General features: G+C 42.1%; 16 protein-coding genes, 4 tRNA genes and 2 pseudogenes. 10 read left to right on the forward strand and 12 right to left on the reverse strand.

Annotated elements, in window-relative coordinates:
* Nucleotides 1–10 precede the first annotated feature (10 nt).
* The 10 genes from ACU8V8_RS05940 to ACU8V8_RS05985 all read left to right on the forward strand — a co-directional run bounded on the left by ACU8V8_RS05940 (nt 11) and on the right by ACU8V8_RS05985 (nt 10,138).
* Complete coding sequence (locus ACU8V8_RS05940; protein WP_446889123.1) at nt 11–409, forward strand: hypothetical protein; 399 nt, start codon at nt 11–13, stop codon at nt 407–409.
* Between the two features lies 1 nt (nt 410).
* A complete protein-coding gene (locus ACU8V8_RS05945; protein WP_446889124.1) occupies nt 411–869 on the forward strand; it encodes a hypothetical protein in 459 nt (152 codons plus the stop codon).
* Between the two features lie 7 nt (nt 870–876).
* Nucleotides 877–1,212: a hypothetical protein gene (locus ACU8V8_RS05950; protein WP_446889125.1), complete on the forward strand. Its 336-nt coding sequence runs from the start codon at nt 877–879 to the stop codon at nt 1,210–1,212.
* Nucleotides 1,213–1,256: 44 nt separating this feature from the next.
* The gene (locus tag ACU8V8_RS05955) at nt 1,257–1,451 is read left to right on the forward strand and encodes a hypothetical protein (RefSeq protein WP_446889126.1); all 195 of its coding nucleotides are present in this window, start codon (nt 1,257–1,259) and stop codon (nt 1,449–1,451) included.
* 3 nt (nt 1,452–1,454) lie between these two features.
* On the forward strand, nt 1,455–3,578 hold the full coding sequence (locus tag ACU8V8_RS05960; protein WP_446889127.1) for a hypothetical protein: 2,124 nt from the start codon (nt 1,455–1,457) through the stop codon (nt 3,576–3,578).
* A gap of 2 nt (nt 3,579–3,580) precedes the next feature.
* Nucleotides 3,581–3,835 carry a hypothetical protein gene (locus ACU8V8_RS05965; RefSeq protein WP_446889128.1) on the forward strand — a complete coding sequence of 85 codons (255 nt, stop codon included), beginning with the start codon at nt 3,581–3,583 and terminating at the stop codon, nt 3,833–3,835.
* Between the two features lie 215 nt (nt 3,836–4,050).
* Complete coding sequence (locus ACU8V8_RS05970) at nt 4,051–6,417, forward strand: M14 family zinc carboxypeptidase (protein WP_446889129.1); 2,367 nt, start codon at nt 4,051–4,053, stop codon at nt 6,415–6,417.
* Between the two features lie 345 nt (nt 6,418–6,762).
* The gene (locus tag ACU8V8_RS05975) at nt 6,763–7,254 is read left to right on the forward strand and encodes a DUF1833 family protein (protein ID WP_446889130.1); all 492 of its coding nucleotides are present in this window, start codon (nt 6,763–6,765) and stop codon (nt 7,252–7,254) included.
* Between the two features lie 102 nt (nt 7,255–7,356).
* Nucleotides 7,357–7,674, forward strand: coding sequence for a hypothetical protein (locus ACU8V8_RS05980; RefSeq protein WP_446889131.1), 318 nt, complete (start codon nt 7,357–7,359; stop codon nt 7,672–7,674).
* A complete protein-coding gene (locus ACU8V8_RS05985; protein ID WP_446889132.1) occupies nt 7,637–10,138 on the forward strand; it encodes a host specificity factor TipJ family phage tail protein in 2,502 nt (833 codons plus the stop codon). The genes ACU8V8_RS05980 and ACU8V8_RS05985 overlap by 38 nt, the downstream gene beginning before the upstream one ends.
* 50 nt (nt 10,139–10,188) lie before the next feature.
* Here the strand turns inward: ACU8V8_RS05985 and nth are convergent, their stop codons facing one another.
* The 12 genes and pseudogenes from nth to ACU8V8_RS06045 all read right to left on the reverse strand — a co-directional run bounded on the left by nth (nt 10,189) and on the right by ACU8V8_RS06045 (nt 19,517).
* The gene (nth, locus tag ACU8V8_RS05990; RefSeq protein ID WP_446889592.1) at nt 10,189–10,851 is read right to left on the reverse strand and encodes an endonuclease III; all 663 of its coding nucleotides are present in this window, start codon (nt 10,849–10,851) and stop codon (nt 10,189–10,191) included.
* A gap of 36 nt (nt 10,852–10,887) precedes the next feature.
* On the reverse strand, nt 10,888–11,586 hold the full coding sequence (locus ACU8V8_RS05995) for an electron transport complex subunit E (RefSeq protein WP_087531698.1): 699 nt from the start codon (nt 11,584–11,586) through the stop codon (nt 10,888–10,890).
* Nucleotides 11,583–12,218, reverse strand: coding sequence for an electron transport complex subunit RsxG (rsxG, locus tag ACU8V8_RS06000; protein WP_446889133.1), 636 nt, complete (start codon nt 12,216–12,218; stop codon nt 11,583–11,585). The genes ACU8V8_RS05995 and rsxG overlap by 4 nt, the downstream gene beginning before the upstream one ends.
* Entirely contained in the window at nt 12,215–13,273 is a 1,059-nt protein-coding gene (gene rsxD, locus ACU8V8_RS06005; protein ID WP_446889134.1) for an electron transport complex subunit RsxD, read from the reverse strand. Before rsxD ends, rsxG begins: the two co-directional genes overlap by 4 nt.
* Nucleotides 13,270–15,675: pseudogene (gene rsxC / locus ACU8V8_RS06010) on the reverse strand (electron transport complex subunit RsxC). Before rsxC ends, rsxD begins: the two are co-directional and overlap by 4 nt.
* Before the next feature lie 8 nt (nt 15,676–15,683).
* On the reverse strand, nt 15,684–16,238 hold the full coding sequence (rsxB, locus tag ACU8V8_RS06015) for an electron transport complex subunit RsxB (protein ID WP_099295825.1): 555 nt from the start codon (nt 16,236–16,238) through the stop codon (nt 15,684–15,686).
* Nucleotide 16,239: 1 nt separating this feature from the next.
* A complete protein-coding gene (rsxA, locus tag ACU8V8_RS06020) occupies nt 16,240–16,821 on the reverse strand; it encodes an electron transport complex subunit RsxA (protein ID WP_446889135.1) in 582 nt (193 codons plus the stop codon).
* 220 nt (nt 16,822–17,041) lie between these two features.
* Nucleotides 17,042–18,986: pseudogene (locus ACU8V8_RS06025) on the reverse strand (EAL domain-containing protein).
* 152 nt (nt 18,987–19,138) lie between these two features.
* Nucleotides 19,139–19,215: transfer RNA gene (locus ACU8V8_RS06030), tRNA-Asn, on the reverse strand.
* Between the two features lie 26 nt (nt 19,216–19,241).
* Nucleotides 19,242–19,318: transfer RNA gene (locus tag ACU8V8_RS06035), tRNA-Asn, on the reverse strand.
* A 24-nt stretch (nt 19,319–19,342) separates the two neighbouring features.
* A tRNA-Asn gene (locus ACU8V8_RS06040) sits at nt 19,343–19,419 on the reverse strand.
* A gap of 21 nt (nt 19,420–19,440) precedes the next feature.
* Nucleotides 19,441–19,517, reverse strand: a tRNA-Asn gene (locus ACU8V8_RS06045).
* Nucleotides 19,518–19,646 lie beyond the last annotated feature (129 nt).

Below are 19,646 nucleotides of genomic sequence, written 5' to 3' on the forward strand. Positions count from 1 at the left end.
ACAAATCAGCATGATAGAAAACAGCATACGTACAAAAGCACTCGCGTCATCAGCGCTTAGCGCCTTAATTGGCAGCAACCTGCACTTTACTGTTAACCATAACTCAGATGATAACTATGTATTGCTTAGTGTGATCACAGATGACACACCTATCGAAATACATATGGAAGACAACCAAAGCGAAGCACTCATTCAGTTTGACTGTTACAGCAAACTACCTGCTACGGCCAAAGCCATAGCCAAAGAGCTTGATAACATTTTTAACAAACAAGGCTTTGTTGATGATGACGTAAACGTGCAACTAGCGCTAAAGCAAGGCCGCATACCTGACTTTGAAACCGGCTCGCATTTATACCGCGAGTCATACGAATACATTTTTAAGTACCACACCATAAATAACGAGGTTTAAAATGCCAGTCACTCCAGTAACAACACCAGCCGCAGATACGGTTGATTCACACAAGTCTACACTGCAATTTTGCACCACAGGTGTAGGTGAAGTCGACGCTATATTGCCAGGGCTAGATATCATCCCACAAATTAACTCAGGCAAAGTATACGAAGACGACACCGACATTGCAGCCGATAGACGCTCTTACAGTGAGAAATGCTTACCTGAAGACCAAGATTGGGAGCTTAGCTTTCGCCATAAACCAGCCAATGCAGACCAAAAAGCCTTTTGTGACATGGTAAAGGCCGGCACACCGATCAGCATTAAAGTAACCCGCGCCAGTGGTGAAGTACAAGATGTTGAGTTTTTACCACACGATTACTTTAGTGGTGAATCAGGTAAAGATTCTGGTAAGCAAATGTTTGCCTGCATTGGCAAGCTGCAAGAAGTTGACTTTTCAACACTACCAGCAGCTTAGGGGCTAAATGATTACAGCAGCGCAAATAATGGCGGGGAAGTTACCCACTTCCTCACGTGAGTTTGATATTGAAGGTGTGGGTAAAATTGTATTGCACCGACTGCCGGCGATTGAAGAAGTAAAAGCGCGGGAGCTATTTAGTGATAAAGAGGCCGATCCTAAAAAGTTAGAGAAAATGGCACAGCGTAATACTTATTACATGCTGCATGGCAAGTTTGACGATAAAGAAGCAGCTAAACTGCCAAACCTGTTGGATATGCAGCAGCTCGGTATGATCCACACCACAGGTTTGTTTTTCACTAACCTTGCTCAAGAAAACCTTGAGGCGATTGAAAAAAACTAAAACAGCAACCTGAGTTACAAGCGCTCTGCAACCTAGCAGATAGCTTGGGTTGCTCACTCTATGACCTTCATACACGCTTATCAGCTGACGAACTGGAACTGCGCTTAGTCCACCAAGGGCTAAAAATGGGCCTGACTTTCGACAGAAGCGAACAACGAAAAATAGAATACGAGCAAAAACGCCGCGAAGCCGAAGCGTTTTTAAATACCTGTCCTTGGCGTAAACAAAAGAGAAATTAACACATGGCATCAATTGCAACACTCACTATCGATTTAATCGGTAAAAGTGGGAAGCTGACTGCTGAGCTCAATAAAGCCAATAAAAAAACCTCATCGTGGGCTGATAAAACCCGCAAGTTGGTAGGCAGTAGCGCTAAAGTTATGGCGGGGTTTGGCGCGGCAGGTGTAGCCGCGTATGCCTCAATTTATGCCAAAAATGCGGAGTTTATTGATCAACAGGCAAAAACAGCCGACCGACTAGGAATTACCACAGAGGCGTTAGGCGGTTTACAGCATGCTGCTAATTTATACGGTGCTTCCAACGAAGACCTAAATAAATCACTGCAAATAATGCAAAAAAACTTAGGCCAAGTGGGGCAAACAGGCACTGGTGAAGCTAAATACGCGCTTGATGGTTTAGGTTTATCTGTTCAAGAGTTGCAAGGCCTAGCACCTGAAGAGCAATTTAAAGTTATTGCCGACAAGCTAAAAGGCGTTGAAGACCAAAGCCAAAAGGTTTACATAGCCCAAACCTTAATGGGTAAATCGGGCGCTAAGATGATCAACGTGATGGACGCGGGCGCAGATGGCATAACTGCCATGATGCAAGAAGCCGACGCCCTAGGCATGACGTTCGATCGTATTGATGCAGCTAAAGTCGAAATGGCAAACGATGCATTCGACAAAGCACAAAAAACCACACATAGTTTTGGCCAAACCTTAGCTATTGAAACAGCGCCTATTATTGGGGCCATTTCAGATATGTGGACAGAGTCAGCCAAAGAAGCCGGCGGCTTTGGTTCTATTGCTCAGCAAGTGGTAACCAAAGTTGCATCAGGTATTGGCTTTTTATCTGATATGGGCCGTGGCTTGCAAGTGACCTTTTTACTTGTTCGCCAGGCGATGGCTGAGCTTGTAAATGGCATAGTGCAAATAGGCACTGTAGCGTCAAAAGTCGGCGGTAAATTAGGGGATGCCTTAGGTTTTGACACTGAAACGTTAGATGAAATCAACTTGTTTGCTGAGTCAGTTTCACAAACAACAGATAGCCTAGCTAAAGAGCTCAGTGATTTATCTATGGCACCCATGCCATCAGAGAAAATAAAAACATGGATTGCTGATGTTCAAGACAAGTTTGAAGCCGCAGCACAAGAACAAGTAAACAACCCAAAAAAGAAAGACCTCAGTGATTTATTGGTAAATTCAGATCCTAAAGTAGCTGATGAAAAAGCACAAAAGCTGATTGAATCTGCACGCAATCAATACCAACAAATATTTGATGCTCAACTACAACAAGACGGCAAAGAAGTAGAGCTTGAGAACCGCCGCTTTGAACGTAAGCAGCAAGAAATGGAGCGTGAGTTTCAGCTACTGCGTGATAAAAATCTTATCACCGCTGAGTTAGAGGCTGAATACAACACAGCAAAAGAGCAAGCATTAGCCCAGCATGAGCAAAATATAAGCCTCATTAAGCAAGAGCAGCTAGCGGTTCGTGAAGAAAAAGAACGTGAACATCAAGAAAACCTTGCTCTAGTAGAACAAGAACGCCAGCAAATGATGGATGAAGGCTATAGCAGCTTATTTAACACCATGAGTGGCTATTTTGATGGTATGGAAGGTAAAAACGCCAGCTATGCAAAATCAGCAATGACGATTGGCCAAACCATGCTTGATGAAGAAAAGCGTAATTCAATGCAAAGCATTTGGACCAACACCTACGATACAGCGATGAAAGCCTATAACGCACTTGCTGGTATTCCGTATGTTGGGCCTGTACTTGGTGCCGCCGCTGCGGGTGTTGTAATTGCAGCCGGTGGTTTATATGCAGGCAAAGTAAGCGGCCTAGCCTCTTTCGATGGCGGTGGTTACACATGGGATGGCCCTCGTTCAGGCGGTTTAGATGGTAAAGGTGGTCAACTGGCCATGCTGCACCCTCAAGAAACCGTTGTTGATCACACTAAAGGGCAAAGCCTGGGCTCTAGTGTCACTGTAAATGTGATTGAAGATGCCAGCCGCGCAGGCTCACAAAGCCGTAATAATTTAAATGGCGAAGACGTTATAAACATATTTGTGAGCAATATCCGCCAAGGTGGTGATGCATCTACTGCAATTGAAAGCACCTATAACCTACAAAGGCAGGGGGTATAAACGTGTTAGTAAAATATCCAAAAGACTTAAAGCTCCCACTCGTTTCAAGCCACACCTTAGCACAACAATCAAACTTATTACGCACAGATATGGCAAGCGGCCGCGCTCGCCAGCGAAAGCGTTTTCAGTCGGTACCCACGACCATGGGCGCCACTTGGAAACTCAATAAATATCAAGCGCAAATACTTGAGGGATTTGTAACCCACGGCGTTAACGATGCTGTTAACTGGTTTTTAATGCCAGTTCCGCACCCCTGAGGGATTAATCGAACACGAAGTACGGTTTAAACAAAGCCCATTAGAATCCGCTAGTTTCAACGGCGGATTTTGGAACTACAGCGCAAACATCGAGATTAAAAAACGACAAGTGGTGAGTGAAGAGGGGATGGTTGAGCAGTTACTCAAACCTTCTACTTATGACGAGTACGTAGATTCAATTACCAATTCAATGAACAACTATTTGGAAAATAACAATGAGTGAATTTTTAGAGTTAACTGAGGATCTAAAAACAGCGGTAGATCAACTGAACCAAGTCTTGCAAGGCGATGAGAATACCTCTGTAATGATTGATGGCGAAGAAAAACCAAGTATTCAAAAAAAAATTTTTGATATAGTTCAACTATTAATAAACGGAGGGATTGATTTTTACAGTAGCATATCAGAAGGTTTGTCAAATACGTCTGACGGTGAATTGTTTTGGACGATGGGATTTTTAACTGATCCTAGAGTTACATTATGGGAAAACGATGCTGGGACAGCAGTTGTGCAACAAACTTATTTAGATAAGCGTGATTTATACCACTCTAAAGTATTAATTGCAACGCACACAGTTCCCAACGAAAAAAGCGTCCCAATATTTGAACTGGATTTTATTAATAACGAGTTGACTATTAACCAATGTAGAGTACAGGTTTATAATGAGGCAATTAATTTATTTGAAACCCCTGAAGTTTTAACTATAGAATCCAGCGCATGGCCGCAAGCATTGATATTAGACATATCTGATAACTCTGTGAGTATTTTATCAGATTATAGAGACTTGAATTTGTCTAGATATGAATATGTATTGTTGATTTTTGATGGTGCTACAGGTCATGTAGGTATTAATGGTGATTACACTATTAACGGATTCAGAGATAATATATCTACAGGAGTTAACATTCATTTGACAACAGCAAATGAACCATTAGCAAATTTTAACTTTACTAATAATCAAATTGAGCATCGCACCATTCGTGTTGTAATTAATGGTACTGTTAAGATTCTAGATCCTCAAATAATTAGTTTAAATACTGACAGAAACACAGGTTTCGATCATGCTGTTGTGTTAAATCTCACTGACAATACGCTGGATTATAAACAGCTGTCAGAAATGGACAATGAGGATTATAGAAAATTTATTGTATTATATACTTACAATGAGTCTAAAAACATTGTTTACACTGAGTATAACTATTTAATTAACGGCAGGGATGGTCACTCCTTAGGTACGTCATCTGGGGGTACAATACCGTATACACTGTCTTTATATACGCAAAAACACATCGCAAATTTTAATTTTAATAATGATGAAATTGACCACGAAGCTATGCGTGTGGTTATAGGGAGCAAAACAACATTAGTTCAACCACAAACTATACAGTTAGACCCTAACAGGTCAAAAGCTCAAACACATGCTATTGTTTTAGATAAGGATGATCTAACACTTTCAGTTGCTAACTCGACAACTCTCAGCTATGGGTCAGGTAGATATGAGATTTTATATTTCTACAATGAAGCACTCCATCGCGCTTATACAGAATATGATTACACTGTGAACGGTAGTGATGTGAATAACTCCAGCTCATTAACAGCATTTACACTAAGTGTTAATACAGACCTATTTCTAGCTAATTTTGATTTTATTAACAATGTCATCGAACACTCTCAGTTTAGAGTAGTTAGAAGCGGTGAATCTGTTTTAATTCCTGCACAGAATGTAGATCTACAAACTAACAGAATTGGAACACGAACTTATGCTGTCCTGCTTGATTCAAGAGATGACACATTACATGTAAAGTCAATCCATGATATTGACACTAGATTATTTGAAATACTGTATTTTTACAATGAGGCACTAGCAACTGTTTACACTGATTTCAGATATAAAATAAACGGTGTAGAAAAAGCCGATTTACGGGATTTGTCAGATAATATTGTATTTAATGATACAGCAGCTGTTAGCACTGTCCATGTTTCTGACAGTCATACTCAGAGTGACCCTCTACCGATTTACGGCGCATTTACATCAAACACGTTAATGCCAGATACGGTTTACGAATGGTATGATCAGCTGGTCACAGACTTCCCCGACTATGTTAGTAGGCAGTTATTAGGCTATGATCAGAGTGGGGCCCTCCCGATTTATGGTTATAAATTTCAACCATCTCTACCTAACGCTATTGACACAAGCACAACTCCGAGAGTAATGCTAACAGCAGTACATGCTGAAACTCTTAATTACGTGTACACACATGTATTAATGAGAGAAATATGTAGAAACTGGACTGCAAACGATAGATTATCAGCTCTTAGGACGGGAGTGGAATTTTACGTTATTCCATGTGGTAATCCGTGGAGTATGATAAACAAAACAAGGGTAAATTCCAGAGGAGTTGACATTAACAGAAACTTTCCTGCTAACTGGGAGTTAAGAGAGGAGGGATCTTATTACAGTGGAACAACACCCGCTTCGGAAGTTGAAACACAAATACTACTTGACGTTATGGGCAGCTTTGCCCCTCACGTAGGTATAGATTGCCATGCGTTTCAGGGGGGGATGTACGGTTCAATTGGGTAATCGGTAACAACCCCCGCTATAGATGTGCTACACAGACAGCGGCGTTACAAACGTATCAACTCGTTGTTAATGAGTTAACAGGGTTTAACAATAAAGATTTTCATGCTTTCTACAGATACACTGAGACAGAAAGTGTTTTTGACTATACAGGTATGATGGCTAATCAATTCGATGCGACAGGGATAATAGGTGGTACTTTTGAGTGCAGCAGAGATACAGTTGGGGGGGGTTATCTAACAAATGATGAAATAATCGCATCGACTAATGTATTTATGAACACTATCTATGAAAGTTTGCGGGCGTACAAGTTGTACGGTCGTTACATCAAAACGATATAAAGCACTTATGAGTCAAGTACTCCAACGCGTTTACGCCAGCGCCCCTGTTGATGATCTGCCAATCCACACATTAGAACTTCAAGCTGATTCTTTATGGACTTTAAGAATTTGTGACGGCTTTGATGATGTAACGGCAGGCATTGAAGGGGATGAAATGGTACCATTTTTAGCCAGCGGGATGGGGGTTTCGCTCCCTACCCGCGGGGTAAAAGGGCGCCAAGACTTACAATTTCAAATTGATAATGTCACTGGCGAAGCGCTAACCAAAGTAAATGAGGCCATCGATGCAGGTGTGCCAATTAAAGTAATCTACCGTGTTTATACGGTCAGTGATTTAACAGAACCTGCAGAGCCAGCGATTGAAATGAAAGCGGTTGATGTACAGGCCACCGCGTTAAGTTTAAATGTAATAGCGTCATTTAACGACTTGGTAAATAAAGCCTGGCCTAAAAACCGCTATACCCCAACCATCGCCCCAGGGCTGAAATACTTCAGTTAATTATGCATCATATTAATGATTACTTTACTGTGCCGTATGTAGATGGCGGCAGGGATATGTCTGGCCTAGACTGCTGGGGCCAATCTCGGCTTATTTTACACCATGTGTATAACAAGCCGCTTTTTTTCAGCGTTCGGCCATGTTCGTTCTGAACATAGCGCTAATTGCTCATCAGCCTATTCTTCACTAGTTGGACAATTCAACCCATGCGAACCTAAAGATGGCGTAGTTGCATGTGGTTTTGATGGCGGTAGTTTAGTTCATGTGGCTGTATGTATTGCAGCAGATGGGCAACTTGATATTTTTCATACATGTGAAAAGCATGGTGCTCGTTTTATTAAAATAGAGGCATTTAAACGCCTATTTGAAGAGGTTAAATTTTATGAATATACCGGTAGAAATAAAGGTATATCCAAATAAGTTGAATGATGAAGCTTATGAAGAATGTCTAGCCGAAGAAGGAACTACACTACATGATTGGCTCATTAAAACAGTGTCTAATTATTATGAGTCAGAGAGCCCATTATTTAGCGCTGTAATAAACAACAAAATTTTACTGCCTGCTCAGTGGAAAACCTACAAGCTAAAAGCTAAAGACGATATCAAGTTAATAATAGAAGCTAAAGCCGCAATACCTGCTGCTGTTTATTACATTGCAGCTATTGTCGCTATTGGTTATGCAGTATATGCAGCGAATCAAATACCCGATAACTACAATTCAACCACCCCTGATGGCAGCAGTATTTATGATGTAAATACACAGGGTAATAAACCGCGCTTGATGGGGATCATACCTGAAACAGCAGGCCGACATTTAATATACCCAGACTACTTAACAATGCCGCGCCGTGAATATATTAACAACGAGCAATGGTTATATTTAATGCTCAGTGTAGGTTATGGTGAATACGAGATATTACCTGAAGAAATATTCATTGCAGCTACACCAGTGCGCGGGTATGTCGGTGATATCGAATATCAAGTGTTTGGCCCAGGTGAAAATGTAACAGCCCATGAAGCGCACCGTAACGTATATACATCAAGCGAAGTCGGCGCGACATCAGGCAGTGCTGGTATTGAATTAAAAGGCCGAGTTACCAGCACTGGTGGCTATAATGGATTTTATGAGTACTCATTTATTGATGATAAGTTAGTTGTTCATTTTATGGAGTGGGACAGTGAGTTTGGAGCTCCAAACAGATTCAAAACAGTTCCGCCTTTTGATGTAGGTGAAGTTCTTACTATTTCAGGCTCGCTTGAAGGCCAAAACGATGGGTATTTTGAACTACTTGATAAAAACTCAAATGGTAGTCAAGTTAATAAGGTTGATGGCCAATTTCAAGACGACCCAAGTTGGACTGACTTTGTTACTGAAAACACATCAAACGCCTCAGTAATTGTTGAAGATGGCGGTGGTGATGGTCAATTCAACGGCCCTTTCTTTGCTTGTCCTGCGGGTGAGGTAACTGATCAGCTTTGGCTAGATTTTAAATTCCCACAAGGTTTGGGTGAACTTGATGATGATGGCGATTTCTTATCTCGTTCAGTCACTATCACGATTGAATATAGAAACGAAGGTGATGATGATTGGATAGTTGCTGATAGCCCTTCCTTCACTAATTCAAGCAATGATGAGCTAGGGCGCACAATTCCTTTCACTTTGCCAAGTAAAATACGCCCAGAGGTACGCGTTAAACGAGTAACTTCAGCAACAGACAGTACACGTATCAACGACGATATTTATTGGACTGGGCTAAAAGCCGAATTAGCAAGCGCAACGAGCTATGCAGGCATGACAACCATTGCAGTTAAAATTCGTGGTACCAACGCATTAGCCGGCACTGCCGAAAATAAATTTAACCTAATAGCCACCCGTATTTTACCTGTTTATGAAAATGGCGCATGGAGTGCCCCAAGGCCAACAACTGACATAGCCCCGTTTTTTGCACATGTAATTAAAAGCGCAGGGCATAGCGATAGTAAAATAGGCCTGCAAGCACTCGAAGCATTGCACCCTATTTGGCACAATCGCGCTGACGAGTTTAATGCTGTTTTTGATAGTGAAAGCACCATGTTTGAAGTATTAAAACGTGTGCTAGCCGTAGGCTTTGCTGAGCCAACAATAGATTATGGTCAAATCATTCCAGTTCGCGACCAAAAAAGAACAGTATACCGCCACATGTATCAGCCAGATAATTACATTGGCATGCTCAAACGTTCAATATCACTCATTGATGACGACGAACCAGACGGCGTAGAGGTTGAATACTTTGACCCAGTTACTTGGAAGTCAGAAACAATTCTGTGTCTATTGCCAGGTGACTTAGGTTTAAACCCTGAGAATATTAGGGCGTTTGGTATAACAAACCGTGATAAAGCCTATCAATTTGGCATGCGTAAGCGCCGAGCTCGTCGTTACCGCCGAACACGTTTTGATTTTAAAACAGAACTGGACGCACTTAACTCACGCTATTTAGATTATTCTGCACTTGCTGACGACATACCCGGTTATGAACAAAGCGGTACTGTAGTGGGGGTTTCTGGTCGTTCTATTTATGTTGATCATATAGGTCTAGAGTGGCAGTCAGGGCAATCGCATGTCCTAGCATTAAGAAAACCAGATGGCACTTTATCCGGCCCTTACAATGCATCACCAGGAAGCGCGAATAATGAAGTGATAATTGATGATGACCTAGACTTCACACCAGTATTTGACGGCTCAATAGAGCCACCCCTGTACATGTTTGGTATCAACGAACGTTGGTGCAACGCAGTATTGATCCGCGACATAAAGCCATCATCCACAGAGCAAGTAAGTGTAACCGCAGAGCTAGACGACGATCGTGTTTATCTAGACGACGACAGCCTAGCACCTGCAGCTTAGGTATTATCATTCCCAACAAAAAAGCCGCTAATAAGCGGCTTTCCTTTTCTTTATGCTTCAGTTTTTTCTTTAAAGTCACATAAATCTTCAATAATACAACTTCCACACTTTGGTTTTCTCGCTGTACACGTATAACGCCCATGCAAAATAAACCAATGATGCAGGTTAAACATAAACTCTTTTTTATTTGGTGTGTTTTTTATTATTGCTTGTTCTGTTTGCTCAACAGTCTTGCCTTTGGCGTAACCAGTACGGTTTGCAAGGCGTTGGATGTGAGTATCAACCGCTAAAAAGTATTTACCTTCATTATCTTTTAGCCAGCCGAAGGCAGTATTGAGCACAACGTTTGCAGTTTTTCGGCCAACGCCGGGTAGGGCTTCTAGGGCTTCACGGTTCTCAGGTACGATGCTGTTGTGCTGATCAACTAAAATTTGGCACATTTTGTACACATTGGCGGCTTTGGAATTAAACAAACCAATGGTTTTAATATAATCGCGAAGTTTATCGTGGCCTAAATCTAAAATAGCTTGCGGCGTATTAGCAACCGGAAAGAGCTTACGGGTGGCTTTGTTGACGCCAACGTCTGTGGCTTGCGCTGAGAGTGTGACCGCGACAAGTAATTCAAATGGGCTTGAGTATTCAAGCTCGGTTTCTGGATGTGGATTATCATCGCGTAGACGAGTTAAAATCTCGTAGCGTTTTTCTTTATTCATGCAACTTAAACGTACAGCCAAGCTGTACGCTTCCCCTTAAGTTAAACTGGTTACTCGTGCCCGAGGGCCTTTTTCTGCTTCTGGCGGTGCTACTTGCTTCGCTTTTATTTGTGCATCTATCACATTTTTAGCTGCAATTAATAAACCTAAACCTAAAAAAGCGCCTGGCGGTAATATGGCCAGCAAAAATTGATTGTCAAAACTAAATATTTCAATGCGTAAAACAGCTGCCCACGGGCCAAGTAATAAATCGGCACCATCAAAAAGAGTGCCTTGCCCAATGACTTCTCGCATTGCTCCCAAAACTAACAATACTACCATAAAGCCTGCACCCATCATGAGTCCGTCAAAGGCGGATAAATGCACTGGGTTTTTCGAGGCAAACGCTTCTGCGCGACCAATAATGGCGCAGTTAGTAACAATAAGGGGTATGAAAATCCCCAAAGATTGATACAGGCCAAAGGTATAGGCATTCATTAAAAGCTGAATAATCGTTACAAAGGCTGCGATGATCATCACAAATACAGGAATCCGAATATCTTTTGGTACCCAGTTTCTTACAGCAGAAATAGTAACGTTAGAACCTACTAGCACCATTAAGGTCGCAAGGCCCAGCCCCATTGCATTGGTGACAGTTGACGTGACAGCGAGTAATGGACATAAACCAAGTAACTGGACGAGGGCAGGGTTGTTTTTCCACATTCCTTCGTTAAAAAGTTCTTTTAATTGGCTCATGACTCACCTACTTTGCATGCGTTAGATGCATTAAATACAGCATCAAATTGAGTTTGAGAGAATAGCACAGCGTGTTTTACAGAGCCAACAACAGCGCGAGGTGTAATTGTAGCGCCAGTGAACTGGTCAAAACTACCACCATCTTTTTTTACCGCCCAGCGTGTGTCGTCTTCGCCCAATACTGATTTATTATTGAATACAGTGATCCAAGGTGATTTTTTAATTTCAATTTTGTCACCAAGGCCAGGAGTTTCCTCATGTTTAGTCACACGAACACCTGCAATCTCACCATTAGAAAATACTGCGGTTAATAGCTCAATATCACCACTGTAGCCTTTAGGGGTGATATGTCGCATAACTAAGGCAACAGGTTCACCATTTTTTCGAGCACGGTAAACAATCTGTGGTGTTTTAGCCAATAATGGATCATTAATGAGGGCGCAATCATTATATAAAACATTATCGTAAAAACTAGGATCCAGCACTTCTTGTAATTGGGTTGATAGCTGCTTACGTTCTTGCTCAGCAATACTGTCAGCTGTTAATTCATGAATAATTGCAACAGCGCCTGTTGTAAGCAGCGCAAAAAGGGTCAATATCGCGCCATTTTTTGTCATTGAAGGTAGGATCATTTTTTCATCCCATGGCCGTATGTTCGAGGCTGTGTGTAATAGTCAATTAAAGGTACTGCCATATTTAAAAGCAACACTGAGAAGGCGACAGCATCAGGAAAACCACCGAATGTACGGATCAGATAAATTAATAAGCCAATTAATGCACCGTATACTAAACGCCCACGATTCGTTGTTGCAGCTGAAACAGGGTCTGTGGCTATAAAAAATGCGCCGAGCATGGTTGCACCACTAAATAGGTGAAACACGATACCTGGCTCTGTGCCTGGGGCAACGAGATAGCCAATGCCACTACATATTGCAAGTGTTGCGATAAAACTAACTGGAATGTGCCAATTGATAACTTTAGTTTTAATTAAATATAATCCACCTAGCAAAAAGCCAAGGTTTACCCATCCCCAGCCTTTACCAAGCCATTGATTAAATAGTGGCGACTGCATGCTTTCAGTGATTGTTAAACCATGTGCGACATCAGTTTTAACCGTATCAAGGGGGGTGGCCATCGTCATACCATCAATGCCGACCCTAAGTTGATCAACGCTAAAACCAGCTGTTGTATAACCATTAAATATAACACTCAATTGCTGGGTAAAAGTGATTGGCTTTGCCAGTAAATCAGCTGTAGGTAGCCAAGCAGTCATCTGCACTGGAAATGAGATAAGCAGTAAAACATAGGCAGCCATGGCTGGGTTAAATAAGTTAAACCCTAAGCCGCCATACAGCTGTTTCACAATAATGATGGCAAATAAACAACCAATGACAATAATCCACCAAGGGGCAAGTGGCGGAATACTTAGAGCGAGTAATACTGCGGTTAACCAAGCACTGGAGTCACTCAACGCTGTCAGTGCTGGGCGTTTACGTATCCGCATGATAGCCGCTTCTGCAACACTGACGGTTACCAGTGCTAGGATCAGTTGTATTAAAACACCTGTGCCAAAAAACACCAGCTGGGCAATTAAACCCGGAATACAGGCTAAAATCACAGTCAGCATCAGTTTATTAAGTGATTTATGGCTATGATTGTGGGGCGAGCTTGCCATGGTTAATTTCATGACTTATCACTTCCTTCTTGTTGGCGTTTTTTAGCTTTGGCACGAGCGATAGCGGCTGCAACGGCAGCTTTCTTTTTATCATCTGCGGTTTGCGATACAGATTCTTGCACTTGGCTTGATTCGTCATCGGTTATTACTTCATCCGATTGTGCAGTATCAGTCTGTTTGGCTGCTTTTTTAGCTTTAGCGCGGGCAATAGCGGCTGCGACAGCCGCTTTTTTGTCATCAACAGGCGCATCAGCGGTATCGCTAGTATCAGCTTGCGCAGCTTTTTTAGCTTTAGCGCGGGCAATAGCGGCTGCGACAGCCGCTTTTTTATCATCAACAGGCGCATCAGCGGTATCGCTAGTATCAGCTTGCGCAGCTTTTTTAGCTTTAGCACGGGCAATAGCGGCTGCGACAGCCGCTTTTTTGTCATCAACAGGCGCATCAGCGGTTTCGCTAGTATCAGCTTGCGCAGCTTTTTTAGCTTTAGCACGGGCAATAGCGGCTGCGACAGCCGCTTTTTTGTCATCAACAGGCGCATCAGCGGTTTCGCTATTATCAGCTTGCGCGTCTTTTTTAGCTTTAGCGCGGGCGATAGCGGCTGCAACGGCCGTTTTTTTTGTCATCAACAGGCGCATCAGCGGTATCGCTATGATCAGCTTGCGCGGCTTTTTTAGCTTTAGCACGTGCAATGGCAGCAGCAACGGCTGATTTCTTATCACCTGTTTCTTGCGTTGTTGAGTTTTTCTCAGCTTCTTTTTGCGCTTTGTAGGCGCGTGCTTGTTCTTTACGTGCGGCGCGTTCTTGCGCTACTTCGCTATTATCTGGCTCTAATTCACCTGTTTGCTTTTTAGCTTTAGCACGGGCAATGGCAGCAGCGACGGCTGATTTACTGTCTGCTTTATCGTCTGATTTTTTAACTCGTGCTAGCGCATCTGCGACTTTTTGCTTTTCATCAGCCGATTTGGCAGTAGGCTTGCGTTTATGGCGATTTTGCCTTGCTTCTTGCTCGCGTTCTAAGCGCTCTTTTCTCAGCTCAAATCGCTCTTTTGCTCGTTCAGCTTTAACTTGTTCTGCTTGTTGCTCTTTTATCTCGACTTTAGCAACACGATAGTATTGAACCAAAGGAATTTCGCTTGGGCATACATACGCACACGCCCCACACTCAATACAGTCAAATAGGTTGTATTCTTTGAGTTTGTCGTATTCTTTAGATTTAGCGAACCATTGTAACTGTTGAGGTAACAAAGAAGCAGGGCAGGCATCAGCACAGGCACTACAGCGAATACATGCTTGCTCTGGGCCTGGTTCTGCTAGCTCATTATGATCAGGTGCTAAAATACAGTTAGTTGTTTTAACTACACCAATACGCACTGTCGGTAAAGTAAAGCCCATCATAGGCCCACCCATTACTACACGTTGCTGCGGGACAGGCGAAAACCCTTGGCAATCTAATAAATGTTTTATCTCAGTGCCCAATAATGCCCACACATTTCCTGCATTGTGAATTGTATTACCAGTGACAGTGATCACACGCTCTATAAGTGGCTTGCCTTGAATTACTGCTTGTTCAATGGCAAACAAGGTCCCCACGTTTTGTACCAGTACACCAATATCTGCAGGAATTCCACCACTGGGAACTTCTTTGTCAGTTAATAATTGAATTAACTGCTTTTCACCGCCTGACGGGTATACGGTTGGCACGGTTTGCACGATAATTTTATCATTGTGCTGAGCCGCATGCTTCATCGCTGCAATGGCTTCAGGCTTATTATCTTCGATGCCAATGATTGTTAATGTCGGAGATAGTAACTGTTGCATCAGCTCTATCCCTTTTACTATTTGCTCGGCATGTTCGCGCATGAGTACATCGTCGGCTGTGATGTAAGGCTCGCACTCAACGGCATTAACAATAAAAAATTCAATCGGCTTGCGACTATCTGCTTTTATATATGTTGGAAACCCCGCTCCCCCCATACCAGCAATACCGCTGTTATGGATAATATCGATTAACTCTTGATGGAGAGATTACTGGGATCGGCAATAGGGTTAAGCTCACACCATGTATCTTGGCCATCAGGTGTAATAATAATGCTTAGCTCTGGTAATGCAGATGGGTGAGCTGATGGCATTTGACAAATGTCAACGATAACACCTGATGTAGGAGCATGCACAGGCACTGACCAATTAGCAACAGGCTTAGTGAGTGCTTGGCCTTTTAAAACCGACTGACCTTTTTCGACGATGAGCTGACCGTTTGCACCGATATGCTGTTTAAGCGGCACAATAAGCTTATCAGGTAACGGGAGGCGCGATATAGCCTGAGTATTCGACAGTGCTTTTTGCCCCGGTGGGTGAACTCCGCCTGGAAACGGCCACACTTTACCTTGTTTTATTTGCTGAATTAACTTTTCCATGTGTGACCTTAATCTATTTGTGTAACTGGGATTGCATCGAGTTGCCATTTCCACGTTTGTTTTGTGGTTTCTACGGGCAACATATCGATACAATCAACAGGACAAGGTTCAACACATAAATCACAGCCAGTGCATTCATCTATCAGTACAGTGTGCATTTGTCTTGTTGCACCAACAATGGCATCAACAGGGCAAGCTTGAATGCATTTTGTACAGCCAATACATTCATCTTCACGTATATAGGCAACAGTTTTAACCGGTTCAGCTTGCTCACCTCCGGCAAGCGGCTTGGCTTCAACGCCCATTAAATCAGCCAGCTTTTTAACGGTTGCTTCACCGCCTGGTGGGCATTTATTGATTTCATCACCATTGGCGATAGCTTCAGCATAAGGGCGGCAACCAGGGTAACCACATTGACCACATTGAGTTTGCGGTAAAATGGTGTCTATTTGCTCAACAATAGGACTGCCTTGCACGCGAAAGCGTACAGCAGCAAAGCCTAAAATTAAGCCAAAAATAAGTGCCAGCGATCCGAGCGCCAGCAATGCATAAAACAAGGTCATGTTAAAACTTCACTAATCCTGTAAAACCCATAAAGGCCATGGACATAAGGCCTGCGGTGATCATCGCAATAGATGCACCTTTAAAAGGAGAGGGGACGTCTGCGGCAGCTAAGCGCTCGCGTAGGGCGGCAAATAACACTAACACTAATGAAAAACCAATGGCAGCGCCAAATCCATAAACAGCTGATTGTAAGAAAGTATGGTCTTCTTTAATATTCAATATTGCAACCCCCAATACTGCACAGTTAGTGGTGATCAAAGGTAAGAATATCCCCAACAAACGATAGAGTGTAGGGCTGGTTTTTTTAACCACCATTTCGGTAAATTGAACGACGACCGCAATCACCAAAATAAAACTCATTGTACGTAAAAAAGTGATATCTAGAGGAACTAAAATATACTGATTGACTAAATAGCTTGTTACAGAGGCGAGCGTCAGTACAAAGGTCGTCGCGAGCGACATACCAATAGCAGTATCTAATTTACCTGATACCCCCATAAAAGGGCATAAACCTAAAAACTGTACTAAAACAAAGTTATTAACCAGCACAGTGCCAATTAACAGCAAGACATATTCTGTCATATTCGCCTCAAGCTATCATAATCGTCGACATTATCCTTTTTTCTCACTAGTTTAACAACACATCAAAAGGAAAAAAGCTACTTTAGTAATGATACTTACTATCATTTACAATTTTGCAATATAAGTCAGTTGGATCTTGTTAGTATCGGCGCGTTCTTACGGGCAGCAATAAGGCGCTAGACGCGCCTTATTAGAAATGTGAAATGTGAAATGTGAAATGTTAGATATCTTTTGGTTTTTCTATGTAATAGCCTTGGACACCGTCTAAACATAATGTTTCAACGATATGCTTTTCTTCTTGGCTTTCAATACCCTCAGCAAAAACACTGACGCCTATGCGATGTGCTAAGTCAACCATTAAACGCATAAAGTATTGGTTGTTTTTATCTTCTTCTAGGCCGCGGGTATAGCTTGCATCCATTTTGATAAAGTCTGGCTTTAAATCTCGGAAAAACTTAAATGAAGTTAAACCAACACCAAAACGCTCAACCGTGATACGAGCACCGACACGGTGCACCATGTCGATAAAGCGTTTACTAGCTTTAATATTTTGCTGTAGTCCGAACTCGCTGACTTCAAAAACCAGTTTAGAAGCAATGTTAGTGTCTTTTAATAAGCGGCGTTCTAGCCAAATGACAAATTGGTCATTATGAGCGCTCGATGCAGTTACGTTGATTCCAAAGTATTTTTCTGAAAAATTACGGCTTTTGATTTTTTTCTAATGAAGTGCCAATAATAAGTCGGTCGATTTCAATAGCCATATCGAGTTTTTCAGCCATGGCTAAGAATGAAGCTGTCGGTAACGCTTGGTTTTCTTCGGTTTTAAAACGTACTTGGATCTCAGCATAAGCTTTAACACTTTTGCCTATTGGCATAATGTTTTGCATTACCAAATGCACTCGCTCAGCTTCAATTACTTCATTTATAACCTTGCGCCAATTTTGGTTGCCAAAACCAGCACTGACGTTATTTATTAAGTCAGTGTCGCGTTGTACATGCCATGCATTTGCTTGTTTTGATTGTGCCATACTCATAGCATTATCAACAATTGACAGTAACTCTCCTAAAGGTTTACCTTTTTCGTAGCCGACAATACCTGTATTAGCGACGGAACTGAGCTCTTGATTTTGTTGGTATTGGGTAAAGCGAGACTGTAAGTTATCACCAAAACGTTCAGACTCTTTTAGTGGAATGTTTGGCAGTACTACAGCAAAGTCAGAGCTATTTAAGCGGAAAACTTTGCTTCCGGTATACGTACCACTTATATGCTTAATAATATCAGCAACGGCTTTAACGTATTCATCGCCTTTTTGGTAGCCGCGAGTTTGGTTGATAGATTGTAGTTCACTACATCTGACCATAGCGAGGGAGCCAAATGTACTTTTTTCGCTGCTCTCAATATGTTTTTCATAATATTCAACAAACATATTACGGTTACCAAGCTCAGTGACTACGTCTTTATATGCTTCTTGCTTAATAGAGAGGGCAACATTTTGAATATCTTCATGTTTAGATTGTAAAAAATGTGACAGCCGATTAAAGCTTGGCACTAAATCAGCGGCAAGCTTTTTAATTTTAGTATTATCAATAGACGCTTCTAATCCGTTGTTTACCTGGTTTTGATTTATATAAACGTCAACAATCTCTGCTACCGTCATACTTATATTGCTGTTTAGCCTTTTGAGCATCGCTTTCATAAATATAACGGGGATTATTGCCATCAATCCTGAAACCAAGATAACAATGAACATGGCTTGTTGTAACAATGCACCTAGGTTGTGAGCATTAATTGTGAATTCAACTTTGATATCAGATGCTTTATTAACCGCAAATTGTGGGCGTATAGAGTTAAAACGCTCCTCAACAAATGCCGCAAAACTTGGCAATGGAGTAGGGGACTGAATATTTATAAGCTCTTTTCCATCATAATCACGAAGAATAAAGGATGAAAACGTATTGCCATCAGCAAGTGCTTGCTGAATCTGTTGCGGTGAAATTTCTTCGATGGTGTGATTGTCGATGTAATTACTTACAACATTTTGTGCTTTCTTTTGTGCAGAGCTCGCTGCGTTATCAAAAGCTAAAGCAACAAAATAACCGCCCACACTTGCTAGTAACAGCCAAGAAATAAGTTGTATTAATATAAGTTTTTTAAAACCAGCCATGTCTTAAGTCTTTAAGTCGTTCAAAAGGGAAGGAATCAAGTCCTTGATCAGTCAAAGGTTTTATTTGGTTGTTAATGTAATAACAAAAATTATTTATTTGACAGATGTAGAGTAGAGGAAATATTAAGAAAAGTCTAATTGATTCGTTAAGTTGGCTCCCCCTCCCCGACTCGAACGGGGGACCTGCGGATTAACAGTCCGTCGCTCTAACCAACTGAGCTAAGGGGGAACTACAATAACTTAAATTATATGATTTGGCTCCCCCTCCCCGACTCGAACGGGGGACCTGCGGATTAACAGTCCGTCGCTCTAACCAACTGAGCTAAGGGGGAACTACATATCATATTACATAAACTTGGCTCCCCCTCCCCGACTCGAACGGGGGACCTGCGGATTAACAGTCCGTCGCTCTAACCAACTGAGCTAAGGGGGAATCGTTTATGGCTGAAAAACTTGGCTCCCCCTCCCCGACTCGAACGGGGGACCTGCGGATTAACAGTCCGTCGCTCTAACCAACTGAGCTAAGGGGGAAGCGTCATGCCTTTCAACGGGGCGAAATATTAATGATGGAGCCGCAAAGTGTCAACATAAAAACTTCATAAATTCAAAAAAGTAGTCTATTCGATGTTTTTATGTTCGATCTGTGTGTTTTATAGCTTT

The organism is Pseudoalteromonas sp. SaAl2 (genome assembly GCF_052947895.1).

Coding starts and splice junctions, on each gene's coding strand:
- ACU8V8_RS05940 (WP_446889123.1), top strand. CDS start 11: ATGATAGAAAACAGCATACGTACAAAAGCACTCGCGTCATCAGCGCTT.
- ACU8V8_RS05945 (WP_446889124.1), top strand. CDS start 411: ATGCCAGTCACTCCAGTAACAACACCAGCCGCAGATACGGTTGATTCA.
- ACU8V8_RS05950 (WP_446889125.1), top strand. CDS start 877: ATGATTACAGCAGCGCAAATAATGGCGGGGAAGTTACCCACTTCCTCA.
- ACU8V8_RS05960 (WP_446889127.1), top strand. CDS start 1,455: ATGGCATCAATTGCAACACTCACTATCGATTTAATCGGTAAAAGTGGG.
- ACU8V8_RS05970 (WP_446889129.1), top strand. CDS start 4,051: ATGAGTGAATTTTTAGAGTTAACTGAGGATCTAAAAACAGCGGTAGAT.
- ACU8V8_RS05975 (WP_446889130.1), top strand. CDS start 6,763: ATGAGTCAAGTACTCCAACGCGTTTACGCCAGCGCCCCTGTTGATGAT.
- ACU8V8_RS05980 (WP_446889131.1), top strand. CDS start 7,357: ATGTGTATAACAAGCCGCTTTTTTTCAGCGTTCGGCCATGTTCGTTCT.
- ACU8V8_RS05985 (WP_446889132.1), top strand. CDS start 7,637: ATGAATATACCGGTAGAAATAAAGGTATATCCAAATAAGTTGAATGAT.
- nth (WP_446889592.1), bottom strand. CDS start 10,851: ATGAATAAAGAAAAACGCTACGAGATTTTAACTCGTCTACGCGATGAT.
- ACU8V8_RS05995 (WP_087531698.1), bottom strand. CDS start 11,586: ATGAGCCAATTAAAAGAACTTTTTAACGAAGGAATGTGGAAAAACAAC.
- rsxG (WP_446889133.1), bottom strand. CDS start 12,218: ATGATCCTACCTTCAATGACAAAAAATGGCGCGATATTGACCCTTTTT.
- rsxD (WP_446889134.1), bottom strand. CDS start 13,273: ATGAAATTAACCATGGCAAGCTCGCCCCACAATCATAGCCATAAATCA.
- rsxB (WP_099295825.1), bottom strand. CDS start 16,238: ATGACCTTGTTTTATGCATTGCTGGCGCTCGGATCGCTGGCACTTATT.
- rsxA (WP_446889135.1), bottom strand. CDS start 16,821: ATGACAGAATATGTCTTGCTGTTAATTGGCACTGTGCTGGTTAATAAC.